The sequence below is a fragment of the Bacteroidetes Order II. bacterium genome (assembly GCA_016788705.1).
Lineage (GTDB): Bacteria > Bacteroidota > Rhodothermia > Rhodothermales > UBA2364 > UBA2364.
In genome coordinates this window covers 134,769-155,293 of sequence record JAEUSQ010000018.1, presented here as the reverse complement: position 1 = coordinate 155,293, position 20,525 = coordinate 134,769, and the positions used below count along the sequence as shown (strand labels likewise).

Below are 20,525 nucleotides of genomic sequence, written 5' to 3'. Positions count from 1 at the left end.
AATGAGACCAGATTTCTCAAAAATAGCCTTAAAACCTTCTGCATTTACTTTTTCAGAGGCATATACGCCTATCGAAACGCCAGAACATATTTCCATCAAGCCAGCTTTTGGGCCTGAAGACCTCCAAAGCCTTCAACATTTAGAGTACGCTGCTGGGATACCACCGTTTTTGCGTGGGCCTTATGCCACCATGTACGTCAACCAACCATGGACGATTCGTCAGTATGCCGGATTTTCTACGGCAGAAGAATCGAATGCCTTTTACCGGAGGAACCTCGCCGCCGGACAAAAGGGGCTTTCCGTTGCATTTGACTTGGCCACACATCGAGGCTACGACTCAGACCACGAGCGTGTGGTGGGCGATGTGGGGAAGGCTGGCGTGGCCATAGATTCGGTGGAGGATATGAAAATCCTCTTCAATCAAATCCCTTTGGATAAAATCTCGGTGTCCATGACGATGAATGGTGCGGTTTTACCCGTGCTTGCTTTCTATATGGTGGCCGCTGAAGAACAAGGTGTTGCGAATGATCAACTCAGCGGAACCATCCAGAACGACATTCTAAAGGAGTTCATGGTACGGAATACTTTTATTTATCCGCCAGAAGCGTCTATTCATATTATTGGAGATATTTTCCGCTATACTTCGGCCAATATGCCTAAGTTTAATTCGATTTCTATTTCTGGTTACCATATGCAGGAAGCCGGAGCAACTGCCGATATCGAATTGGCTTATACCCTTGCCGACGGTTGGGAATACCTCCGGACGGGCATTAAGTCGGGCTTGAATATTGACGCTTTTGCCCCGCGCCTGTCTTTCTTCTGGGCGATTGGTATGGATCATTTCATGGAAATTGCTAAAATGCGGGCAGGGAGGATGCTCTGGGCAAAAATTGTCCAGACGTTTGGCCCTAAAAATCCAAAGTCGTTGGCCTTACGGACGCACTCGCAAACATCAGGCTGGAGCCTCACCGCCCAAGACCCATTTAATAATGTAGCGCGTACTTGCGTCGAAGCAATGGCCTCGGCAATGGGACATACTCAATCTCTTCACACCAATGCCTTAGACGAAGCCATTGCACTGCCCACTGATTTTTCTGCCCGAATTGCCAGAAACACACAGATTTTTTTACAATTAGAAACCGAAATTTGCAAAACAGTGGATCCTTGGGGTGGTTCTTATTATGTGGAATACCTGACCGATCAGTTAGCCAAAAAAGCGTGGTCTCTTATCCAAGAAGTAGAAGCATTGGGAGGCATGACAAAGGCCATTGAAGCTGGTATTCCGAAACTACGTATAGAGGAGGCTGCTGCAAGAAAACAAGCCCGGATTGATGCGGGGCTGGATGTGATTGTTGGGGTAAACCGATACCGCCAAGACAAGGAAGCGGGCGATTTGGAAGTGTTGGTGGTGGATAATACGTCGGTACGTGCTACGCAGGTTGAACGTCTGCACCAAATAAAGGCCAGCCGGAACGGAGAAAAAGTCAAGATTGCATTGGAAAAACTTACCGAATGTGCCAAAACGGGCGAAGGAAATCTTTTGGCGCTTGCCGTTGAGGCCGCTCGCCGACGCGCCACATTGGGCGAAATTTCGGATGCCCTCGAAGTGGTCTTCGGACGTTTTAAACCCCAAATCCGGTCGGTATCCGGAGTTTTTGCAAAAGAAATGGCAAATAACGAAACCTTCCAAAAAGCACAAACCCTTTCGGATGCCTTTGCCGAGGCCGAGGGCCGCCGTCCGCGTATTATGGTTGCCAAATTGGGCCAGGACGGCCACGACCGCGGGGCAAAGGTGATTGCTACCAGTTTCGCCGATCTGGGATTTGATGTGGACATTGGCCCACTCTTCCAAACCCCCGCCGAGGCGGCACGTCAGGCGGTGGAAAATGATGTGCATGTATTGGGTGTTTCCAGTTTGGCAGGGGCACACAATACCCTTGTTCCGCAGGTGGTGCAGGCCCTCAAGGAATTGGGACGGCCAGATATTTTGGTGACAGTGGGCGGGGTGATTCCGCCACAAGACGAGCCTACGCTGCTGGCTGCCGGCGCATCCTTTGTTTTTGGCCCGGGAACCGTCATTGCTCAAGCAGCCATTGCGATTTTGGAAGAACTCTCCAAACCGGTAGCGGTTGCGGAGTAACGTTGAACTTCTAGGTAAGCCATCTCGTTATTTGAGGTGGCTTGCAGATGTTATGAAACCAAGTCGCGTCATGCGCTAAGTATTGGTCGGAAGTCCAAATCAACACACCACAGAAGTCGTGGCTATAAAGGGCAAAGGAAGCGCGTTGCGCAACTGCTTGCCAAAGGCGGCACATGGACGATTGAATGATTCGATTTACGATTGATTTGATTAATGTCATGGTGAGCGAAGTCGAACCATGATTCGATTGATACTTTTAATCTGACAGATTTTACAGATGGTTAAAAGGCGCAAAAACTTATCAGATTTTCAACTTCTAAACCATTGTAAAACATGAAGGTCGCCGCAAACCGCAAGGCGCGTCCAAAACATTGCTTCGCATTGTGACACAGCATCCCGCAATCGTGTTGCAAAGCGTGGCGGCATGAAGAATCAGTTTCGTTTCCATTACCGCTTTTCGTGGCAATCTAATTGCTAATTTCGTATCTTGGCGTGCCCATACACGAATCCGCACCACCATGCCGAGCATCAATTTCAAGAAAGTCAAGTACGATATTGATCATGTTTTAGGGCATTTCCAACTTCAGCGCGATATAACGTGTGCACATCTCAATCGGTGGCTTGATGTTATTGTTCCAAACGATTTTGCCTTACCCGAATTATTGGAAGAGAAGCGCGAGCGTTTGGCTTGGGAAGTAGATGTTTGGAATGAAGAAGAGCTTAAAATGCACTTTCTGTCTATTGTATTTACCTTTGCAAAATTTGAAGTTGCCCACAAGATCAAGTTGTTTTATGAGCGCAGTTTATCCGCTACGGTAAATGATACGGCGCTTACGGTGATTTGCGATGCGTTATTGGCTTCCCCTTATGGCATCAACACGCCGCAGAAGCCTTATTTTTTTATGCAAGAATTTAAGAAAGGCAAGAAAATACAGGACGATGCCGAAGGGCAAATGCTGATTGCCATGCTGATTGCACAGGAATTAAACCAAGACGAAAAACCTATTTATGGTTGCTATATTTTGGGGAGGCATTGGTATTTCACCACCTTGCACGAGAAAAAATATTGCGTGAGCAAAGCATTTGATGCGACACAATACGATGAATTGGTGCTTATTTTACACATTTTAGGGCATATCAAGGATATTGTGATTTGATTGAACAACTCAAACTTCCCCACGGAAAAACAACTGACCTAAACCCCCAAAGTCATGCGTCTTCTGCTCTTAAGTACTTGTTTATTAATGGCTTGCAATAACATTAAGCCTCCCAAACCCTTTGGGCCGGTTCCCACCAAACAGCAATTGGCGTGGCAACAGTTGGAGTATTACGCCTTTGTCCATTTTAATATGAACACGTTTACGGGTGTGGAGTGGGGCGATGGCCGCGAGCATCCAGAAAAATTTAACCCAACGCAATTTGATGCCGAACAATGGGTGCGCATTTTCAAGGCCGCTGGAATGAAGGGCGTGATTATCACCGCAAAGCACCACGACGGATTTTGCCTCTGGCCTTCCGCATATACCGAACACTCGGTGAAGAAAAGTTCTTGGCGAGGGGGGAATGGTGATGTGTTACGCGAACTCTCGGAAGCCGCTAAAAAATATGGCCTTAAATTTGGAATTTATTTGTCTCCGTGGGATCGAAATGCACCGGAATACGGGGACTCTCAAAGATATAATGAACTTTACACAAACCAAATTCGGGAAGTGCTGACGCAGTACGGAGAAGTGTTTGAATTCTGGTTTGACGGTGCGAATGGGGAGGGGCCAAACGGAAAAAAACAAGTGTATGATTGGCCTGCTTTCCATGCCACAGTACGCAAATATGCACCCAATGCGGTGATGTTTAGTGATGGCGGACCCGATGTACGCTGGATTGGAAATGAAGCCGGATATGCAGGCGAAACCAATTGGTCTTTGTTGCGCGGAGCTGAAGTTTATGCGGGTTATCCCAAATATACAGAACTCATCGAAGGCCACGCCAACGGAACCCATTGGATTCCGGGGGAAGTGGATGTGTCCATACGACCCGGTTGGTATTACCGTTCCAGTGAAGACGAAAAAGTGAAATCTATTGAAAAATTACGGCAAATATATTATGAATCCGTTGGAAGAAATGCCAATCTATTACTCAACATACCCGTAGATACACGGGGGTTGGTTCATCCGAATGATTCTACGGCGTTGATGGGCTTGCGTGCCCAATTGGATCAGGACTTCCGCGAAAATCTGGCCACTTATGCAACCGTTATTGGGGATACTGCAAAAAAAGGACGTAGGTTTTCAGGAAATAACGTATTAGATACCAACTTTCATTCTTACTGGACAACAAAGAACGAGGCAAAAACAGGTTGGTTGGAATTAACGTTCAACGATCCAACCGAGGTTAATACGGTACTAATACAAGAATACATTGCCTTAGGACAACGTGTAGAGCGTTTTTCGGTGGCGGCTGAGGTTCAGGGCAAATGGAAAACCATCACCACCGGAACCACCATTGGTTATAAGCGCATTCTGAAATTCCCAACGATCAAAGCCACTAAGCTCAAAATAACCATCGAGCAGTCGCGGGCGTGCCCGTTGATTTCAACTGTTCAGCTTTTCAGGACGGATTGATAGGGTCGCATAACGGTTATCCAATGTTTGAATTTTGTCTGTTTCTTTAATGTAACATAAGTATTGTTATGTTGCATCAAGTCTTGGTATTTTGTATTTTATATCAACAGATAGGCTGATCACACCCCCAACCAAATAGTTAACCCATGCCAGTACCCAAACGCAGTTTTGTACTCATCAAGACCGAGCAGCCCGAAATCGCCTCTCAAGAAGCTATCAATGACGAGCACCTCGTTCGGCTTTGGCTACACGGTCGTCCTGCCAATACCATCGAAAATTATGCACGCGACATTCGGCAGTTTTTAGATTTCATAGATAAGCCTATTAAGTCATTGACTTTGGCAGACCTGCAAATTTTTTCAGATGCGTTGGTTCAATATGCCGATGGCTCCAAAAAACGAAAACTTTATGCTGTCAAAAGCCTTATTGCTTTTGCTCACCGACTTGGCTATCTCGTCTATGACACTGGTGCCCCCTTAAAGATTCCAGCACTCAAAGACACGCTTGCTGAACGAATTTTAAGTGAACATGAATTAGCTACTATGCTGGCCTTGGAAACCGATGAGCGCAATCATGCCATACTGAGGCTTTTATACAGCACAGGTATTCGGGTTTCCGAGATGACGGCACTTACATGGCGTGATTTTACCATCCGCAATAACGGTAGTCAAGTCGTGGTCTTCGGAAAAGGTGGCAAAACCCGCACTATCCGGTTATCCAAAGCCACCACGGAAGAATTGTTGCAACTACAAAAAGATAGAACACCCGATGATCCGATTTTTAGGAGTAAAAAAGGCGGCTCACTCGGGCGAGTACAAGTGTATAGAATTGTTAAAAAAGCTGCCGAAAAAGCTGGGTTATGGCAAAAGGTCAGTCCTCACTGGATGCGACACGCCCACGCAAGTCATGCCTTAGATGCGGGAGCGCCGATCCATCTGGTACAAGCAACATTAGGTCATGCGTCGGTTGCCACTACTGGGCGTTATACCCACGCACGACCCAATGAGAGTTCTTCAGATTATTTAGACGTTTAAGGGTATTAAAACTTAAGGATCAGTTCCATCAGTTTCATCTTCACGATATCTCGCTCTCCTTCGTCTAAAATGGGTACAAGGACTGGTTCGCTCCCCACCACAGTTTTGTTTTCATCCACTGTAATGGTGGCAAGAATATTGGAGAGTTCGGTTGCTTTATCCAGTAGCAGGCGCTGCTCTTCGAGTGCAATTTTGACTTTTTCCAGCTCGGGGACTGTCAACAAGTCTTTTTGCATTTCCAAACGTTTCCTGCGGATTTCGGTTTTTTTGTCCGTAATATCCAATACCATTTCTTTCTTCTTACGCTGGATATCCAATCGTTTTTCAGAAAGTTCAAGCCGTTCCCGCATGGTGGAAAACTTTTTCTCGTGCAGCCGTTCCTTGATCTGTTCGGACGCCCACATACAAAAACGCATTCCTTTTTCTGAATGGGTTTTGGTTGCGAGGTAAAGGATGACATCCAACGAGATAAACATCTGCTCCCCCCCCTCGGTGTTGGAAGACCTGCGGAAGTGAGCTGTATCAAACAGGGTTTGGATTTTTTTATGGCTTAGAAGAGACTGTACCTCTGATAAACTTTTGCCCAAGATTTCAGCAGTCATTTCCGCACTTGCCCATACAGAATCATCGTCTATACCAAGGGTGAGATCAGGAAACGCCGCGCCTACTTGGTACGTTACCGTATCAAATTCAGGCATCAATGTTATGGTTTATGTTAAGAAACAGAAGGAAGTAAGTGGCGGAACACAATTTTGGAGGTAGCACATATCTAAAAAGATAAAAACGTGCCATCTTTTTATTTTTTACTTCACAGCAGAATGATTTTACAATAAATTAGCACGAATTAAAATTTCCTTCGCCTGAATAATATTTGGTGCATCCATCATTCTACCATTCCACGAAAATACCCCTTTTCCATTTTCCTGATGATCTTTGTAGGCATGAATCAATTGCCTTGCTTCCTCAATTTCTTTTTGGGAGGGTCTCAATACCTGGTGGATCACGGGCACTTGGGTAGGATGGATGGCCAATTTTCCGGTAAATCCCAAATTTTTTGCCCAAGTTGTCTCCGCCTCAAGTCCCGTCATGTCTTTAAAATTGCCGTAAATGGTGTCAATGGCATCCAAGCCAAAAGCTTTGGCAAACATTACCAAACGACTTCTGGCAAACAGAATTTCAATTCCTTCTTTTGTTCGTGTTGCTCCAACGCTCCCCGCATAATCTTCGGCACCAAAAATCAATCCGGACAGTCTGGGGAACGTCTGCGAACACATCGCAATTTCTCGAATTGACACCAACCCTCTTGAAGATTCGATTACCGCAAAGAGTTTTGTTCGGCCCGCTTCTATGCTCAACTTTTGTTCCTGCTCCTCTACATATGCCGCCACCATTTCTACCTCAGATGCGGCTTCTGTTTTCGCAATCACAATTCCATCCGGCAGTTTTTCAGAAAAAGCAGCCAGATCATCTTGCCAAAATGGGCTTCTTAGGTCGTTTATGCGCACCATAACCAACCGATTTCCAAACTCAACCTCGTTCAAAATGGCAACAGCAATTTGTCTTGCTTCTTCCTTTCTGGATAAGGCAGTGCCATCTTCCAAATCCAAGACCACCACATCTACCTCCATTTTTGCAGCTTTCTCTGCTTTATGACGGTCGGTTGCGGGCATAAAAAGAAAACTTCGTCTCATACCGAGGGTTTTTTTTGCGGTTTCATCAACATCATGGCGCTTCGTTTTACCTCCAATACTATTTCTTCTCTTTGATTAAAGGCTTTATGCAGAAAAGTAACAATTCCCACACCTTCACGAGAGGCAGAAAGTCTTTTTTGGATTACTACTGTTTCCACATGGATGGTATCTCCATGAAAAACCGGATGGGTATGGCGCACCGAATCATAGCCGAGATTGGCCACAATGGTCCCGGAAGTAAGGTCGCCCACTGAAATGCCCACTGCCAGACTGAGCACAAAAAGCCCATCAACCAAAATGCGCCCAAAAGTAGATTTCCGGGCAAACTCGGCGTCTATGTGTAGAGGTTGTGTATTTAAGGTGATCGAGCAGAACAAAAAATGCTCACCCTCCGTTATGGTTTTGGTTACGTAATGACGGATGACCTCACCCGTTTCTAATTCGTCGTAGTAGCGTCCCATAGCGATAAACGGTTTGGTTTTTATAGATCACACAATATACATTCATTTGGGTCTCTTTCGCCTTTCAGTTAGCCAATTGTCATATGCCTGATTTTGATGTAATCCTAGTTGGTGCAGGCCATAATGGCCTTATTACTGCTGCATACCTCGCAAAAGCAGGGTATAAGGTTGGGGTTTTTGAGCGGCGTTCCATGGTAGGGGGGGCTGTTTCGACCGAGGAAGTTGTGCCCGGATACCGATTTGACTTAGGGGGGAGCGCGCACATACTAATTCGACTCACCCCCATTGTCGAGGAATTGGAACTGGAGAAATTTGGATTAAGTTATCTTGAACTTGATCCGGTTTTTTTTGCCCCCTTTAAAGATAACGATGCTGTTTTTTTCTATCGAAGTGCAGATAAAACCATAGACCATCTTGAATTGAAGTTCCCCGGCGAAGGAGAAGCCTATCGTCGCTTTTTGGCCGATTGGTCTCCGTTTGCAAAAACCGTCAAAGAAGTTTTTCTGTCCACGCCAAGTCCATTGGAATTGGGTAAAAAGTTCGTTTTAGGAAAAGCCATACAAGGTGATTGGAAAAAAGCCTTACCCATGATTCTAAAGCCTTATGGCGAGGTGGTGGATCACTATTTCAAGGAGGAAAAGATTAAATCTCCGATGGTATGGATGGCGGCACAATCTGGGCCACCGCCTACGGAACCTCTCAATGCGCCTTTCTTGTTATGGCACCCTTTGTACCATGAAGGAGGTGCTGCACGGCCAAAAGGAGGCTCAGGAATGTTAACACAAGCACTCCAACGTCAGATAGAACATTATGGAGGCACCGTCTTTGTTAATAGTCCTGTAAGCCGGTTTTTGGTATCAGAAAAAAAAGTGATAGGCATTCACTCTAATGGGATAGATTATACTGCACGAGCCGTTGTGTCTGGTACCCATGCCTTAGAGACATTTACCAAGTTGCTGCCGAGTGAACACCAACCCGAACAAGCAAAATCTTTGCGAGTAGGAAATGGTTTTGGTGCCATCTTACGTCTTGCACTGAACAAACCTATTTCATATAAAGCCTTTTCCGGGATTGAGTCACGGATTGCCCTGCAACTCCTGTGCGAAAACCGTCAAGAAGTGAGCCGGGCTTTTGGTCACTACTTAAAAGGAGAGCCTACCCCTCGCCCGCCGATTGTTGCCATGTCTTTTAGTGCGGTGGACGGCACGCTTGCTCCGCCGGGTGGCGAAGTCCTCTGGTTATGGGCGCAATATTTTCCATACGAACTGCAAAACGGGCATTGGGACGAGATCGCACCTGCCGTCGCAGAAGATATTTTGGATACCTTTGAGGAATATGCACCAGGAACCAAAGCCAGTGTTGTGGGCACATTGTTTCAACATCCGCTTTGGTTAGAACGCGAATTGGGGTTATATCGGGCCAATGTAATGCACCTCGAAATGACATTAGATCAGATGTTTATGCTCCGCCCCATGCTTGGTATGTCGGAATATAAGTCCCACTTGAAAGGGCTTTACCTAACAGGTGCCAGCACACATCCTGGTGGTGGAATTATGGGCGCCTCTGGACGAAGCGCCGCAAGGGTCATTTTGAAAGACTTAGAAAAAAAACGTATCTGATAATAAATCATAAGGTTAAATGACATATTTACAATTCCATTTTGTTTTTATTCTGCCAGTCATTGGCCTTTTGTGGTACATGCTTCCCTCAAAAGTAGCGGGTACACAGGGAAAACATTGGTTCTATTTACTCGCTGTAATGGGAATTGCCTTTGTTTATACCACGCCATGGGACAATTATTTGGTCTATCGGGGAATTTGGGGGTATGGCAACGAACGAGTTATTGGGGTGATTGGTTATGTTCCCATAGAAGAATACCTTTTCTTTTTGTTACAACCTATATTGACCGGATTATTCTTTTTCCAACTATATACCCGCCGAAAATCGGAGCGGCCAACGGGTCTCTTGTATCCTTATGTCCGGTATGTGGGCGTAACTTTTTGGTTGTTGGCTGCCTGTGCTGGTGTGTACATGCTAACATTTGACAAAACCACCTATATGGGATTAATATTGGCTTGGGCAGCCCCTGTATTTGCGGGTATGTGGTACCTCATCGGGTCGGCCCTTTGGGACATCCGCCGCACCTTCATCTGGAGTTTGAGTATCCCAACCGTGTATCTCTGGATTGCCGATCGGATCGCCATTGGCCTGGGGATATGGGAAATTTCAAGGAACTACACAATTGGATGGCATATATTAGGTCTCCCAATTGAAGAAGCCACATTTTTCCTAATAACCAACCTACTTTGTTTGGGTGGACTATCTATCTTTATGCGCTTTTGGGAAGGAGATCACCCAAAGATAGAAACAGAATAAAGAATGTCTAAAAAAAATATTAAGTCTTTATCATTAGAACAGTTAGAAGCACTTGCCCTTTCATTGGGCGAACCGCGTTTCAGAGGACGTCAACTTTTCCAATGGCTGTATGCAAAGGGCGCAACATCTTTCGAAGCGATGTCTAATCTCCCCACTGCATTTAGAAGCGCACTCGATACCCATTTTGATCTTCAGACCCTGAAATGTATCCAAATGCAGACCTCTGTAATAGATGGAACTGTAAAGAGTCTCTACCAACTACATTCGGGCAAGGCGATAGAAACCGTACTTATTCCTGGTTTTGATGAGGATGGAGATGCTTCTCGCCTTACGGTCTGTGTTTCGAGTCAGGTAGGTTGCGCAATGGGGTGTACTTTTTGTGCGACGGGGCAAATGGGATTTATGCAGAACCTTCATGCAGGTGAAATTTATGACCAAGTTTGGCAAATGAACCAATTGGCAAATGAACAATATGGGCGTAAAATTACAAATGTCGTCTTTATGGGCATGGGGGAACCCCTTCAAAATTATGAGCAGGTATTACAAGCCATTGGTCTTTTAACATCACCAGAAGGGTTGGGCCTTGCCTCTCGCCGGATTACGCTCTCCACGGTCGGACTTGCCGGACGAATCATGCGCCTAGCCGATGATGATGTTAAGGTTAACTTGGCGATTTCTCTACATGCCCCCACTCCCGAAAAAAGGTCGGAAATTATGCCAGTAAACCGAAGCCTCAAAACAGACCTAAAAGCGCTTAAAGAGGCCGTACAGTATTTTTATCAGCGAACCAAAAACCAAATCACCTACGAGTATTGTATCTTTGATCACTTCAATGACCATGAAGAGGATGCAAAAGCCTTGGCAAAAATTGTTCGATGGGCGCCAAGCAAGGTAAACCTAATTATGTTTAACCCCGTGAAAGGAGTGGCTTTTGAAGCGAGCCGCGAACAACGGCTAAATGCCTTTATCCGTGTACTTGTTGCAAATAAGGTAACCGTAACGGTTAGACGGAGCAGAGGACAAGATATAGAGGCAGCATGTGGTCAGTTAGCGATAAATGTAGGGGAAATCGAGAAAACAGCGGCGCAATGAGCAAAATCACAGCCCATACACCTTATGCTAGCCAGCGCCCTAAACTTGGGGTCATTACCCAAGGTTCTTTGGGTAAGGGAATCATCATGCGGTTGGATGCAAACCATTCCGTTGAACAATTAAAAGCGGGGAAGTTTATGGTGGTTGAGGGTGCTCAATACGACTTCTTCACCATGATCACCGATGTTTCGTTGGAAGCTGCAAATCCGAATATATTGTTAAATCCACCTGATACATCAGATTTATTGCTGCGTCAAGTGATGATGGGACATGCAACCTATGTGACGGTTGTGCTGAAACCCCTATTAATGACCCCTAATGGGAGCCATCCAGATTTAGGACGACTGGAAGCCTCGCGGGTAAAAACCATTCCTAGTCATTTCTCACTGGTGAGCGAAGCCCAAGCCGAAGACATTGCCCGCATTTTTGGACACGAGGCCAACTTAGACGAAAACCAAAAACAGCGTTTTTTTCATGTCGGTGCTCCCTTGGATATGGACGAAATTCCCGTTTGTATTGATCTGGATCGTCTCGTTGAAAGGAGCAATGCCGTTTTTGGAAAAACAGGAACTGGAAAAACCTTCCTAACGCGCCTGCTAATTTGCGGTACGCTAAAAAGTGACAAAGCGGTAAATCTAATTTTCGATATGCACTCGGAGTATGGCATATCAGCAAGACAGGAAGGAAAATCGGCGTCTTTTGTCAAAGGACTACGTGAACTATTTCCTGGAAAAGTGGCCATCTTTTCGCTGGATCCAGAAAGTACACGCAAGCGAAACAATGGCATAAATCCGGATTATGAAGTTTTTCTCTATGCAGACCAGGTTGAACCAGAAGACATTTTACCCTTACAAAATACGTTAAACCTTACCCAAACAGCGGCAGAAAGTACGTATCTTTTACGCAATAAACTGGGTAAATCTTGGCTCATTCGTCTGCTGAAATCTGACTCTGAAGAAGAATTAAATGAGTTAGCGAAAGACTGCGGGGCCAATTTTCAGTCTGTTGCTGCCCTAAAACGCAAGTTAGAACAAGTTTGTGGACTTGGTTTTTTTAAACGGGAGCCAGGAAGCGGAAAAACCGATGTCATAGAACAATTACTGGAGAATATCCTGAAAAACCGTTCCGTTGTGTTGGAATTTGGCCGTTATGACAGCCTAAAAGCCTACATGTTTGTGGCCAATATCATCACCCGTCGTTTGCGTGCTGCATATGAACAGAAAACGAATGCGTATCTCTCTTCCCGCAAAGAAGAAGATAAGCCACCACAATTGATGATTACGATCGAGGAAGCGCATAAATTTCTTCAACCTGGCATTGCTTCAGAGACTCCGTTTGGGGTCATTGCACGCGAGATGAGGAAATATTTTGTATCTCTCCTGATTGTGGACCAAAGACCGAGTGCCATTGATGACGAAGTCCTAAGCCAGATTGGAACCAAAATCGTTGCTCAGTTAAATGATGAAAAAGACCTAAACGCTGCTTTGGTTGGAACCAGCGATGCCTCTGGCCTACGGCAAGTACTTGCAAGCCTCGATTCAAAGCAACAAGCGTTGGTAATGGGGCATGCGGTTCCAATGCCAGTTGTGCTTAAAACCAGAAGCTACGATGAGCATTTCTATGCCGCCATGCGTGCAGAAGAAAATGAAAAAATCACCGATATTCGCAAACAAATGAAAGATTTATTCTAAGCCCTTTATCACCCCAAATTAATAAAAAACATGTATTTGTTTACAGAAATTCTTCGATATCTGCATTCGTATAACCGCTGGGCGATTTTGATATTGATGGCCTTGGTATTGGTAAAAAGTTTCCAAGGCTGGAAAGCAAATATGGAAATGTCGCCCTCTTTGCGAAAACAATCGGTCATACTGACAGGCTTGTTTCATCTGCAACTGCTCGTTGGTTTGATCCTGTATGCCATTATTTACATCCCTTTTTGGCAAGGCATGGGCATGGCTTTGATGAAAGTAAGTGCGATTCGTTTCTATGCCGTTGAACACTTATTGCTCATGATTCTTGCTGTCGTGATGGTTCAGATAGGTAGTATTGCGAGCAAAAAGGCGAATACAAGTATGTTAGCACATAAAAAGTTGTTTATGTATCAGCTATCTGCTTTGTTTCTTCTACTGCTCTCCCTCTTACCTGGTCTAATGACAGGGAAAATGGCATGGTTCAGGTTCTAAGGTCTTCTATGGTGCAATTAAGGGTCAGTTCATTCGTTGACTGACCCTTTTTTTAGGATGATTTGGAAGCAGTGCCTTTCCATGTTTACATTTGATTTTCAAACTGCATAAAATCGTTTTCATGAAAGCCGCCAATCGTTGGGTATTTGTAGATATTTTCCGTTTCACTGCCGTTGTGTTAATGCTACAAGGGCATACTTTTGATGCGTATCTTTCTCCAGAAATTAAAAAGATGGACTGGTTCCAAGGAGCGCATACATTCATTCATGGTTTTACAAGTCCTATCTTTCTGTTTTCTTCTGGCTTGGCTTTTGGTGTTGCCACATTTAGAAAATGGACACACTTCATCCAATGGTCGCCCGCACTTTGGAAAAGGATAAGGCGATATCTTTTGCTTCTTGCAATTGGTTATTGGCTGCATTTGGCTTATTTTTCTTTTTATAAACTCCTTACCCAAATGTCTGAGAAGAATATTTTATTCTTTTTCCAGATTGATGCCCTTCAGATTATTGGTATAACGCTAGCATTTTGCCAGTTTTTAGTTTACTTACTAAAAAAGAAGAAAGTCTTTATTACGTTTTTGTCTTTTTTGTTTCTCTTCATATTCTTAACAACGCCCTATCTTTGGGGAAGCGACTTGCAGGCTGTGCCACTTTGGATAAGGGGGTATCTGGATAAATCTATCGGTTCTTATTTCCCGATTTTTCCGTGGAGCATGTATTTATTGGCAGGTATTATTTCTGCATATTATTTCAAGAAATGGCAAGAAGTCATTTCTATAAAACAAATTATAATTCGGTTCACTTTAATCGGGATACTGTTTATTATGATTGGAAAACCAGGGATAGAATATTGGATCAATCCTTTTAAAGATCCAGATGGTGTTTATTCTTTTTTAGTATTGCATAATTTAGGATATATACTACTTATTATTTCTTTTCTATATTGGCTTGATCAGGCTTATATCCAGCCTAAGGTTTCAGAAAATCCGCATGGACTACCCCTTTTGCGCCATGTCACCCTAATGGGTCAAGAGACTTTGGCAATATATGTGATGCACCTTTTTATTGTGTATGGATCCCCTCTAAACCAAAGCATATTACCTTCCTTACGATATAATATGCAAGTCTTGCCCGCATTTATATATGCATTGATTCTTTTTATTTCTATGTTTTATTATGCCAGATTTTGGTCATGGTTTAAAAAAGAAAAACCTTCAGAGTTTAAAATTTTTCAAATAGTTGGGACTGGGTTACTCTTGTATTTATTCCTTATTAATGATTGGGTAATACATCTTATTTAGACCTCAAATGTCTTGGATTCATTCCAGTACTGATCCATTTCATCTAAACCAGTATCCGAAAAGCTCCTTCCTTGGTCTGCAAGTTTTTTTTCAACATAAGAAAAGCGATGAATAAATTTTTTATTGGTAAGGCGGATTGAATTTTCTGGAACTAGGCCGATAAGTCTAGCATGGTTTACAATCGAAAACAATAAATCACCTAATTCCATTTCTTTGTCTTCTTCTGGAATGGAAGGATCGGACATTATTTCCTCGTATTCTTGTAATTCTTCTTTCACCTTTAAAAAAGCCTCATGAGGATTAGGAAAATCAAATCCAACTCCTGCAGCCTTTTCCTGAATACGATGTGCTTGTAAAAGACCTGGTAGATGGGTAGGTATTCCAGACAAAACAGACTTATTACTGGGATTTTCTCGCTGCTTAATCTTTTCCCAATTCTCCAAGACGGATTGCGCATCCGTTACAGCAAGATCACCATAAACATGTGGGTGGCGACGAATTAGCTTTTCTGAAATCCCGTGCAAAATGCCTCCTATGGTGAATCGTGATTTTTCTTCCGCCATCACGCCGTGGAATACAATATGCAAAAAGAGATCTCCTAATTCTTTCCGAAGTTCTTCCCAATCTCCTTTTTCAATGGCTTCCACCGCTTCGTATGCTTCCTCTATAATCAAATGCCGGATACTTTCGGGGGTTTGTTCTCGGTCCCACGGACATTCTTTTCTGAGACGATGAACGATCTGGATAAAGTCCGCATAGGCTTGTGCACTGCTTTCTGCTGCCAACGAAGCAGGGGGGATATCATTTTTTTTTATTTCCATCTTTTTGCCTTATGACATACTGTTGTCACCGTAGGTTTTTAGTTTGGCATTAGCAACGAACAAATGGTTCTTGCAGTGTCAACCAAACTATCTCCTGGTTGGGTTCATGAAAGAAGATACGTCATACATCGAACAGACCAGGGTTCTTGTACAAACTTTAAATAATTTCAGGAGGTATTCCTATGGCACACAACACCATCAACCGCGTTACCCTCATTGGCTTCTTGGCCGCAGATCCTCAAGTCCGTGCAACCGGATCCGGAATAACCGTTACCAATTTTGTTGTTATGACCAATGAGTCGTACCGAGATGGTAATGGCCAAACAGTGGAGCGCTCAGAGCCTCATCGCCTCGTCGCTTTCGACAAATTGGCTGATATTTGTGCAAAGTATTTGACCAAGGGCCGTAAAGTGTATATTGAGGGGGCTTTACAAACTCGCTCCTACGAAGATAAAGATGGTAACAAACGCTATTTGACCGAAATTCGAGTCCACGAAATGATGATGCTGGATCGCTCTCCAGAAGCTACTTCTCAGCATACGAGCCAGCAAAATGGCAATGGTCAGCAAAATGCAACCAAACGTTATGCCAATGGACGTAGTGCAAATCGGGTTGTTGCTGAACCAGTTGGCGAGGAAGTTCTTGAAGCAACAGCCGATCTGCCTTTTTAAGTGCCGATGTCCCTATTAAAACGATCGGGTCGGATCCTTGGTGCCGGCCCACTTCTCTTTGTGCAAATTGATACTTTTTTTATGGGATCGTTTGAAGGTACATTTGAATGTTGTAATTTGAATGATGTACATTTGATAAAACATGCTATTGGCCAAAGTAGTTTTGACAATAATTAGAACGGAGGTAAGTTCATGGCACGAAATTCACTTAATCGTGTAATGCTAATTGGGAACCTGGCAGCAGATCCACAGACGCGTGCAACCGGAAATGGTGTAACGATTACTAATTTTACGGTGATGACCAACGAAGGCTACCGAGATGCAAACGGAAATCTTGTAGAGCGATCAGAAGCGCATCGGATTGTCGTGTTTGATAAATTGGCTGACATCTGCGCCAAGTATTTGACAAAAGGACGCAAGGTTTATATTGAAGGTTCTTTGCAAACACGCTCGTATGACGATAAAGATGGGATCAAACGATATACTACTGAAATCAAAGCAAATGAAATGCTAATGCTGGATCGTGGAAACAACGAAGCGGGTGCAGGAAATTTCCAATCCGGCCCCTCTTCGTACAATACCGCCCAGTCTTCATATGGTGGAGGCGGGTATCAAACAAGTGGAGGGTATCAGGCGCCTCAGCGAGTTGCCACCCCGCCGCCCCCACCCCAAGACGATGATTTTGGGCCTGATGACGATTTGCCATTCTGATGAAAATATAAAAGGGGTGGAATTTTCTACCCCTTTTATATTTCAGGGGTGTATCCAGACTATTGTTGCTTCGTATGCCTGTGGCATTCCTGTCAACTAATGCTAAAACAATGTTAAAAAAACTTTCTATTCTTGTGGCTGCCTGTCTGGCAATTTTGTTTTTATGGGATACTCCTGTCCTGTACCCATTACAAATGCTGGTAGTTTTCTTTCATGAAGCCTCTCATGCCATTGCTACTATTTTGACAGGAGGGCAAGTTAAAGAAATGGTATTGGTGAGAGAGCAAGGAGGGCATGTTGTCTCGTTGGGGGGATGGCCTTTCATTACCCTAAGCGCCGGATATCTTGGTTCATTGGGATTTGGCGTACTTTTTTACATCTTATCCGAATCAAAACGTTATCAAAAATGGATGGTGATGGGAATAGGGCTTTTTATACTACTCATCACTTTGGTTTTTGTGCGTAATTGGTTTGGCTTCGGTTTTAGCTTAATCGCTGGGGTACTTTTTTTTATAGCTGGACGTTATCTTGCCGACGATTGGAATGCACTCATTCTCAAGGCCGTGGGGCTTACGAGTATGATGTATGTCCCACACGATATTTATAGCGACACCATTGCTCGTTCCTATTTAGTTTCCGATGCACGAATGCTGGCAGAGGCTTACGGGGGAACAACGATTATGTGGGGCATGTTTTGGTTATTCATTTCTTTTTACCTAATCTTTCACGTTTTTAGATGGTCGCTTTTAAAATCTGATTCAGAAAAAGAGATTGGTGGTATTCATGGCGCAAACAGAATATGACTTGATAATCCTTGGTGCTGGACTGGCTGGCGCGTTTGCTGCATGGGAACTTCAAAAACATTTTCAAGTGCTGGTGATAGATGGACCGTCTGTTCTTGGGAGAGGATCAGGCGTGTCTGGTGGGTTGATTAACCCAATGATGGCACAAAAGGGGCGAGGGGTTTGGGAAGCAGAAACTGCATTAAATGCTTTTAGACGTATTGCTGACGAAGCCCATGTTCCCAGCCATATCGTTAGAATGGACGGCTTATTCCGACCCGCGCAAAAGCCTGAACAAGCAAATTGGTTTATGTCATCTGTCGAGACATCACCTCATCTGGGTCTCTGGTATGATAAGATGGTCTTAAAAGCGCAATTCCGTATGCTTAATGCACCTCATGGAGGGATTTGGGTACATAGCGGGGGTACGGTAAAAATCAACCATTTAGCCAAGTGGTTGGTCTCTGAAGCAAAGGTTGACCAACAATGTGTACACATAACTGCCATTGACGAAGAACCTACTGGCGTCCGGATAGAGACCCAAGATGGGAATGCCTTCTTTGCGAAGAAATGTTTAACGTGTCTTGGAAATGGCCTTCTAAATTTCACCCCTTTTAAGTACTTGGATTTACATCCAGTGAAGGGCCAAGTTGAGAAGACAGAACCATCGCATTTGCCATCAGATATACCCAGTCTAAGCGGCGGAATGTACGTGGCAGCATTTGAAGATCAATGGGTGGCTGGAAGTAGTTTTAGACATCATTATGAAGACTTAAATCCTTCACATTCGGATAGGTCCCAAATCTTAAGTGGTGTTAGGTCTATGGTTCCAGCATTCCCGACAGAGATTCAAAGTGTCTCTGAAGTGGGAATACGCATAACTATACCAAGAACCAGACTTCCGATGGTGGGACCTGTCACGGAGAAAGGAAATCTATGGGTGTTGACGGGATTAGGATCTAAAGGTCTTTTGATGGCACCTTATTTAGCTGAAAATCTGGCATATTGGCTACAAAATCCACATCTTATTCCCGCCCAGCTAACCGTACGTCATCGGCGCCAATAGGAAGGCATTAGTACCAGTAACACGGTAAATATCTCTAAACGACCCAATACCATAACCAAGCTTAAAAACCATTTAGCAATATCTGGTAATACAGCATAACTTTCAGAAGTTCCAAAAGCACCTATAGGAGGCCCAACCCCAGATAAGCAAGAAATGACAATACCAGCCGCATCTACCAATTCCACTCCTGTAAAAGTCATTATTCCGGTTGCGCAGATGAAGGTTGCAAAATAAATGAAGACAAAACTGGTTACATTGCGGCTGATGTCTGGGGCCACTACCTCATGATCTAAACGTATGGCGATGATGGCTCTTGGATGTATCATAAGTTGTATTTCGCGCAGGATTTGTTTGACTACAAGTACTAATCGTAAGATTTTAATCCCACCAGCAGAAGACCCTGCCATTCCACCAATCATTGCCAGTGTAATTAGGAGAAAGGTTGTGAATGGCATCCATTTATGAATATCAGTATTGGTAAAACCCGTTGTCGTAAAAACTGAAATCACCTGAAAAGAGGAAAATCTAAGGGCATCTCCAAATGAAGGATACATCATGTATTCAGGTGCAGTGAGTTGTAGTGGGGGGAAATACTCTGCAATGGGTCTCCAAAGCGCAAGTGTGAGGAGGACGATTGCAATACCCATGATCGCCAAAAAAACCTTAAAAACGGTTCTGCTGAAGACTTTGAGGTTCCTTAATACCAAAGCTTGATACAAAAAATTAAAATTTATCGCCCCAATTATCATGAAGAGCATTACAATCATTTCTACATAAACCGAATCAAAAGCAGCCAAAGAATCGGTACGGGTGGAAAAACCTCCAGTAGAAATTGTTGCTAACGCTGTGGTAACCGCGTCGAAAAAGCTCATAACGGGGAGCAGAAGCAGGGCAAGAATGATGGTAAAGAGGATATACAATCCCCATACACGTTTAGAAATTTCACTCACGCGATAGGAAAGACGCTTGATTGCCGGACCACTCACCTCAGATTTAAACAATTGCATGCCACCCACACCAAGCAAGGGCAATAAAGAGGTCGCTAAAACGATCATGCTTATACCACCCAACCACTGACTAAAAGCACGCCAGAATTGAAAAGCATAAGGTAATTCTTCAATCGTTACATTGCCGGCACCACCCATGATTGTTGCGCCCGTCCCAGTAAAGCCGCTCATCATTTCAAAATAGGCATCGGTAAAAGAAGGAATAACATTTGACCAGACAAACGGCAATGCTGCAATCAATGGAACCAAAACCCAAGCCAAGGTTAAGATGGCGAAAGCTTCTCGAATACGAAGCTCCTCATCTGGTCGGTAGATGTTCCAGGTTGCAACCCCAAAAGAAATACAAATAGCGGCAGTTCCTCCAAATGACCACCAGTCGGCATCACCATAACCCAATCCCACCATCATCGGGATTAGCATCAGAAACCCCACTACCAAAAGGATGGCGCCCTGAATACCCACAATAATTCTATAATTTAGCATATTTCATTTATCAGATGAGTATCAAACATGCCGGACTGATCTTAAAAAAACAATTGGTGGGAAAAGTTGATAGCAGGCTTGTT

The 20,525-nt window shown here is 44.1% G+C and carries 19 protein-coding genes; 14 read left to right on the top strand and 5 right to left on the bottom strand.

The annotated features are described in order from the left end of the window. Position 1 precedes the first annotated feature (1 nt). The 4 genes from scpA to JNN12_04460 all read left to right on the top strand — a co-directional run bounded on the left by scpA (position 2) and on the right by JNN12_04460 (position 5,792). Positions 2–2,140, top strand: a complete 2,139-nt coding sequence (gene scpA, locus JNN12_04475) for a methylmalonyl-CoA mutase (GenBank protein MBL7977574.1) — start codon at positions 2–4, stop codon at positions 2,138–2,140. Positions 2,141–2,658: 518 nt separating this feature from the next. Next, entirely contained in the window at positions 2,659–3,297 is a 639-nt protein-coding gene (locus tag JNN12_04470; GenBank protein ID MBL7977573.1) for a hypothetical protein, read from the top strand. Between the two features lie 54 nt (positions 3,298–3,351). Next, positions 3,352–4,758: an alpha-L-fucosidase gene (locus tag JNN12_04465; GenBank protein ID MBL7977572.1), complete on the top strand. Its 1,407-nt coding sequence runs from the start codon at positions 3,352–3,354 to the stop codon at positions 4,756–4,758. A gap of 146 nt (positions 4,759–4,904) precedes the next feature. After that, positions 4,905–5,792, top strand: coding sequence for a tyrosine-type recombinase/integrase (locus JNN12_04460; GenBank protein MBL7977571.1), 888 nt, complete (start codon positions 4,905–4,907; stop codon positions 5,790–5,792). Positions 5,793–5,797: 5 nt separating this feature from the next. Here JNN12_04460 and JNN12_04455 read toward each other — a convergent pair whose 3' ends face one another. The 3 genes from JNN12_04455 to JNN12_04445 all read right to left on the bottom strand — a co-directional run bounded on the left by JNN12_04455 (position 5,798) and on the right by JNN12_04445 (position 7,944). Continuing rightward, positions 5,798–6,490: a hypothetical protein gene (locus JNN12_04455; protein ID MBL7977570.1), complete on the bottom strand. Its 693-nt coding sequence runs from the start codon at positions 6,488–6,490 to the stop codon at positions 5,798–5,800. A 126-nt stretch (positions 6,491–6,616) separates the two neighbouring features. Further along, on the bottom strand, positions 6,617–7,483 hold the full coding sequence (locus tag JNN12_04450) for a CoA ester lyase (GenBank protein MBL7977569.1): 867 nt from the start codon (positions 7,481–7,483) through the stop codon (positions 6,617–6,619). Next, positions 7,480–7,944, bottom strand: a complete 465-nt coding sequence (locus tag JNN12_04445; protein MBL7977568.1) for a MaoC family dehydratase — start codon at positions 7,942–7,944, stop codon at positions 7,480–7,482. The genes JNN12_04450 and JNN12_04445 overlap by 4 nt, the downstream gene beginning before the upstream one ends. 83 nt (positions 7,945–8,027) lie before the next feature. Between JNN12_04445 and JNN12_04440 the strand changes: the two genes are divergently transcribed. From JNN12_04440 to JNN12_04415, 6 genes are all read left to right on the top strand, one after another. Next, positions 8,028–9,563: an NAD(P)/FAD-dependent oxidoreductase gene (locus JNN12_04440; GenBank protein ID MBL7977567.1), complete on the top strand. Its 1,536-nt coding sequence runs from the start codon at positions 8,028–8,030 to the stop codon at positions 9,561–9,563. Between the two features lie 19 nt (positions 9,564–9,582). After that, a complete protein-coding gene (locus JNN12_04435; protein MBL7977566.1) occupies positions 9,583–10,320 on the top strand; it encodes a lycopene cyclase domain-containing protein in 738 nt (245 codons plus the stop codon). Between the two features lie 3 nt (positions 10,321–10,323). Beyond that, positions 10,324–11,412 (top strand): 23S rRNA (adenine(2503)-C(2))-methyltransferase RlmN, encoded by a 1,089-nt coding sequence (gene rlmN / locus JNN12_04430; GenBank protein MBL7977565.1) that lies wholly within the window; start codon positions 10,324–10,326, stop codon positions 11,410–11,412. Continuing rightward, positions 11,409–13,103 (top strand): ATP-binding protein, encoded by a 1,695-nt coding sequence (locus JNN12_04425; protein MBL7977564.1) that lies wholly within the window; start codon positions 11,409–11,411, stop codon positions 13,101–13,103. Before rlmN ends, JNN12_04425 begins: the two co-directional genes overlap by 4 nt. A gap of 30 nt (positions 13,104–13,133) precedes the next feature. Beyond that, positions 13,134–13,598, top strand: coding sequence for a hypothetical protein (locus tag JNN12_04420; GenBank protein MBL7977563.1), 465 nt, complete (start codon positions 13,134–13,136; stop codon positions 13,596–13,598). Positions 13,599–13,719: 121 nt separating this feature from the next. Then, positions 13,720–14,901 (top strand): DUF1624 domain-containing protein, encoded by a 1,182-nt coding sequence (locus JNN12_04415; protein MBL7977562.1) that lies wholly within the window; start codon positions 13,720–13,722, stop codon positions 14,899–14,901. On the opposite strand, the gene mazG is transcribed toward JNN12_04415, so the two are convergent. Next, entirely contained in the window at positions 14,898–15,722 is an 825-nt protein-coding gene (mazG, locus tag JNN12_04410) for a nucleoside triphosphate pyrophosphohydrolase (protein MBL7977561.1), read from the bottom strand. The genes JNN12_04415 and mazG overlap by 4 nt on opposite strands. Positions 15,723–15,904: 182 nt before the next feature. On the opposite strand from mazG, the gene ssb reads away from it, so the two are divergent. The 4 genes from ssb (at position 15,905) to JNN12_04390 (ending at position 18,952) form a co-directional block, all read left to right on the top strand. Then, on the top strand, positions 15,905–16,393 hold the full coding sequence (ssb, locus tag JNN12_04405; GenBank protein ID MBL7977560.1) for a single-stranded DNA-binding protein: 489 nt from the start codon (positions 15,905–15,907) through the stop codon (positions 16,391–16,393). A 192-nt stretch (positions 16,394–16,585) separates the two neighbouring features. Then, entirely contained in the window at positions 16,586–17,104 is a 519-nt protein-coding gene (locus JNN12_04400) for a single-stranded DNA-binding protein (protein ID MBL7977559.1), read from the top strand. Between the two features lie 74 nt (positions 17,105–17,178). Continuing rightward, positions 17,179–17,907 carry a M50 family metallopeptidase gene (locus JNN12_04395; protein ID MBL7977558.1) on the top strand — a complete coding sequence of 243 codons (729 nt, stop codon included), beginning with the start codon at positions 17,179–17,181 and terminating at the stop codon, positions 17,905–17,907. Further along, positions 17,888–18,952, top strand: coding sequence for an FAD-binding oxidoreductase (locus JNN12_04390; protein MBL7977557.1), 1,065 nt, complete (start codon positions 17,888–17,890; stop codon positions 18,950–18,952). Before JNN12_04395 ends, JNN12_04390 begins: the two co-directional genes overlap by 20 nt. On the opposite strand, the gene JNN12_04385 is transcribed toward JNN12_04390, so the two are convergent. After that, the gene (locus JNN12_04385; protein ID MBL7977556.1) at positions 18,937–20,442 is read right to left on the bottom strand and encodes a TrkH family potassium uptake protein; all 1,506 of its coding nucleotides are present in this window, start codon (positions 20,440–20,442) and stop codon (positions 18,937–18,939) included. The two genes, JNN12_04390 and JNN12_04385, sit on opposite strands and share 16 nt — an antisense overlap. Positions 20,443–20,525: the final 83 nt, after the last annotated feature.

Coding starts and splice junctions, on each gene's coding strand:
- JNN12_04395 (MBL7977558.1), top strand. CDS start 17,179: ATGCCTGTGGCATTCCTGTCAACTAATGCTAAAACAATGTTAAAAAAA.
- JNN12_04400 (MBL7977559.1), top strand. CDS start 16,586: ATGGCACGAAATTCACTTAATCGTGTAATGCTAATTGGGAACCTGGCA.
- JNN12_04390 (MBL7977557.1), top strand. CDS start 17,888: ATGGCGCAAACAGAATATGACTTGATAATCCTTGGTGCTGGACTGGCT.
- JNN12_04425 (MBL7977564.1), top strand. CDS start 11,409: ATGAGCAAAATCACAGCCCATACACCTTATGCTAGCCAGCGCCCTAAA.
- JNN12_04385 (MBL7977556.1), bottom strand. CDS start 20,442: ATGCTAAATTATAGAATTATTGTGGGTATTCAGGGCGCCATCCTTTTG.
- scpA (MBL7977574.1), top strand. CDS start 2: ATGAGACCAGATTTCTCAAAAATAGCCTTAAAACCTTCTGCATTTACT.
- JNN12_04415 (MBL7977562.1), top strand. CDS start 13,720: ATGAAAGCCGCCAATCGTTGGGTATTTGTAGATATTTTCCGTTTCACT.
- ssb (MBL7977560.1), top strand. CDS start 15,905: ATGGCACACAACACCATCAACCGCGTTACCCTCATTGGCTTCTTGGCC.
- JNN12_04455 (MBL7977570.1), bottom strand. CDS start 6,490: ATGCCTGAATTTGATACGGTAACGTACCAAGTAGGCGCGGCGTTTCCT.
- JNN12_04420 (MBL7977563.1), top strand. CDS start 13,134: ATGTATTTGTTTACAGAAATTCTTCGATATCTGCATTCGTATAACCGC.
- mazG (MBL7977561.1), bottom strand. CDS start 15,722: ATGGAAATAAAAAAAAATGATATCCCCCCTGCTTCGTTGGCAGCAGAA.
- JNN12_04440 (MBL7977567.1), top strand. CDS start 8,028: ATGCCTGATTTTGATGTAATCCTAGTTGGTGCAGGCCATAATGGCCTT.
- JNN12_04450 (MBL7977569.1), bottom strand. CDS start 7,483: ATGAGACGAAGTTTTCTTTTTATGCCCGCAACCGACCGTCATAAAGCA.
- JNN12_04470 (MBL7977573.1), top strand. CDS start 2,659: ATGCCGAGCATCAATTTCAAGAAAGTCAAGTACGATATTGATCATGTT.
- rlmN (MBL7977565.1), top strand. CDS start 10,324: ATGTCTAAAAAAAATATTAAGTCTTTATCATTAGAACAGTTAGAAGCA.
- JNN12_04445 (MBL7977568.1), bottom strand. CDS start 7,944: ATGGGACGCTACTACGACGAATTAGAAACGGGTGAGGTCATCCGTCAT.
- JNN12_04465 (MBL7977572.1), top strand. CDS start 3,352: ATGCGTCTTCTGCTCTTAAGTACTTGTTTATTAATGGCTTGCAATAAC.
- JNN12_04435 (MBL7977566.1), top strand. CDS start 9,583: ATGACATATTTACAATTCCATTTTGTTTTTATTCTGCCAGTCATTGGC.
- JNN12_04460 (MBL7977571.1), top strand. CDS start 4,905: ATGCCAGTACCCAAACGCAGTTTTGTACTCATCAAGACCGAGCAGCCC.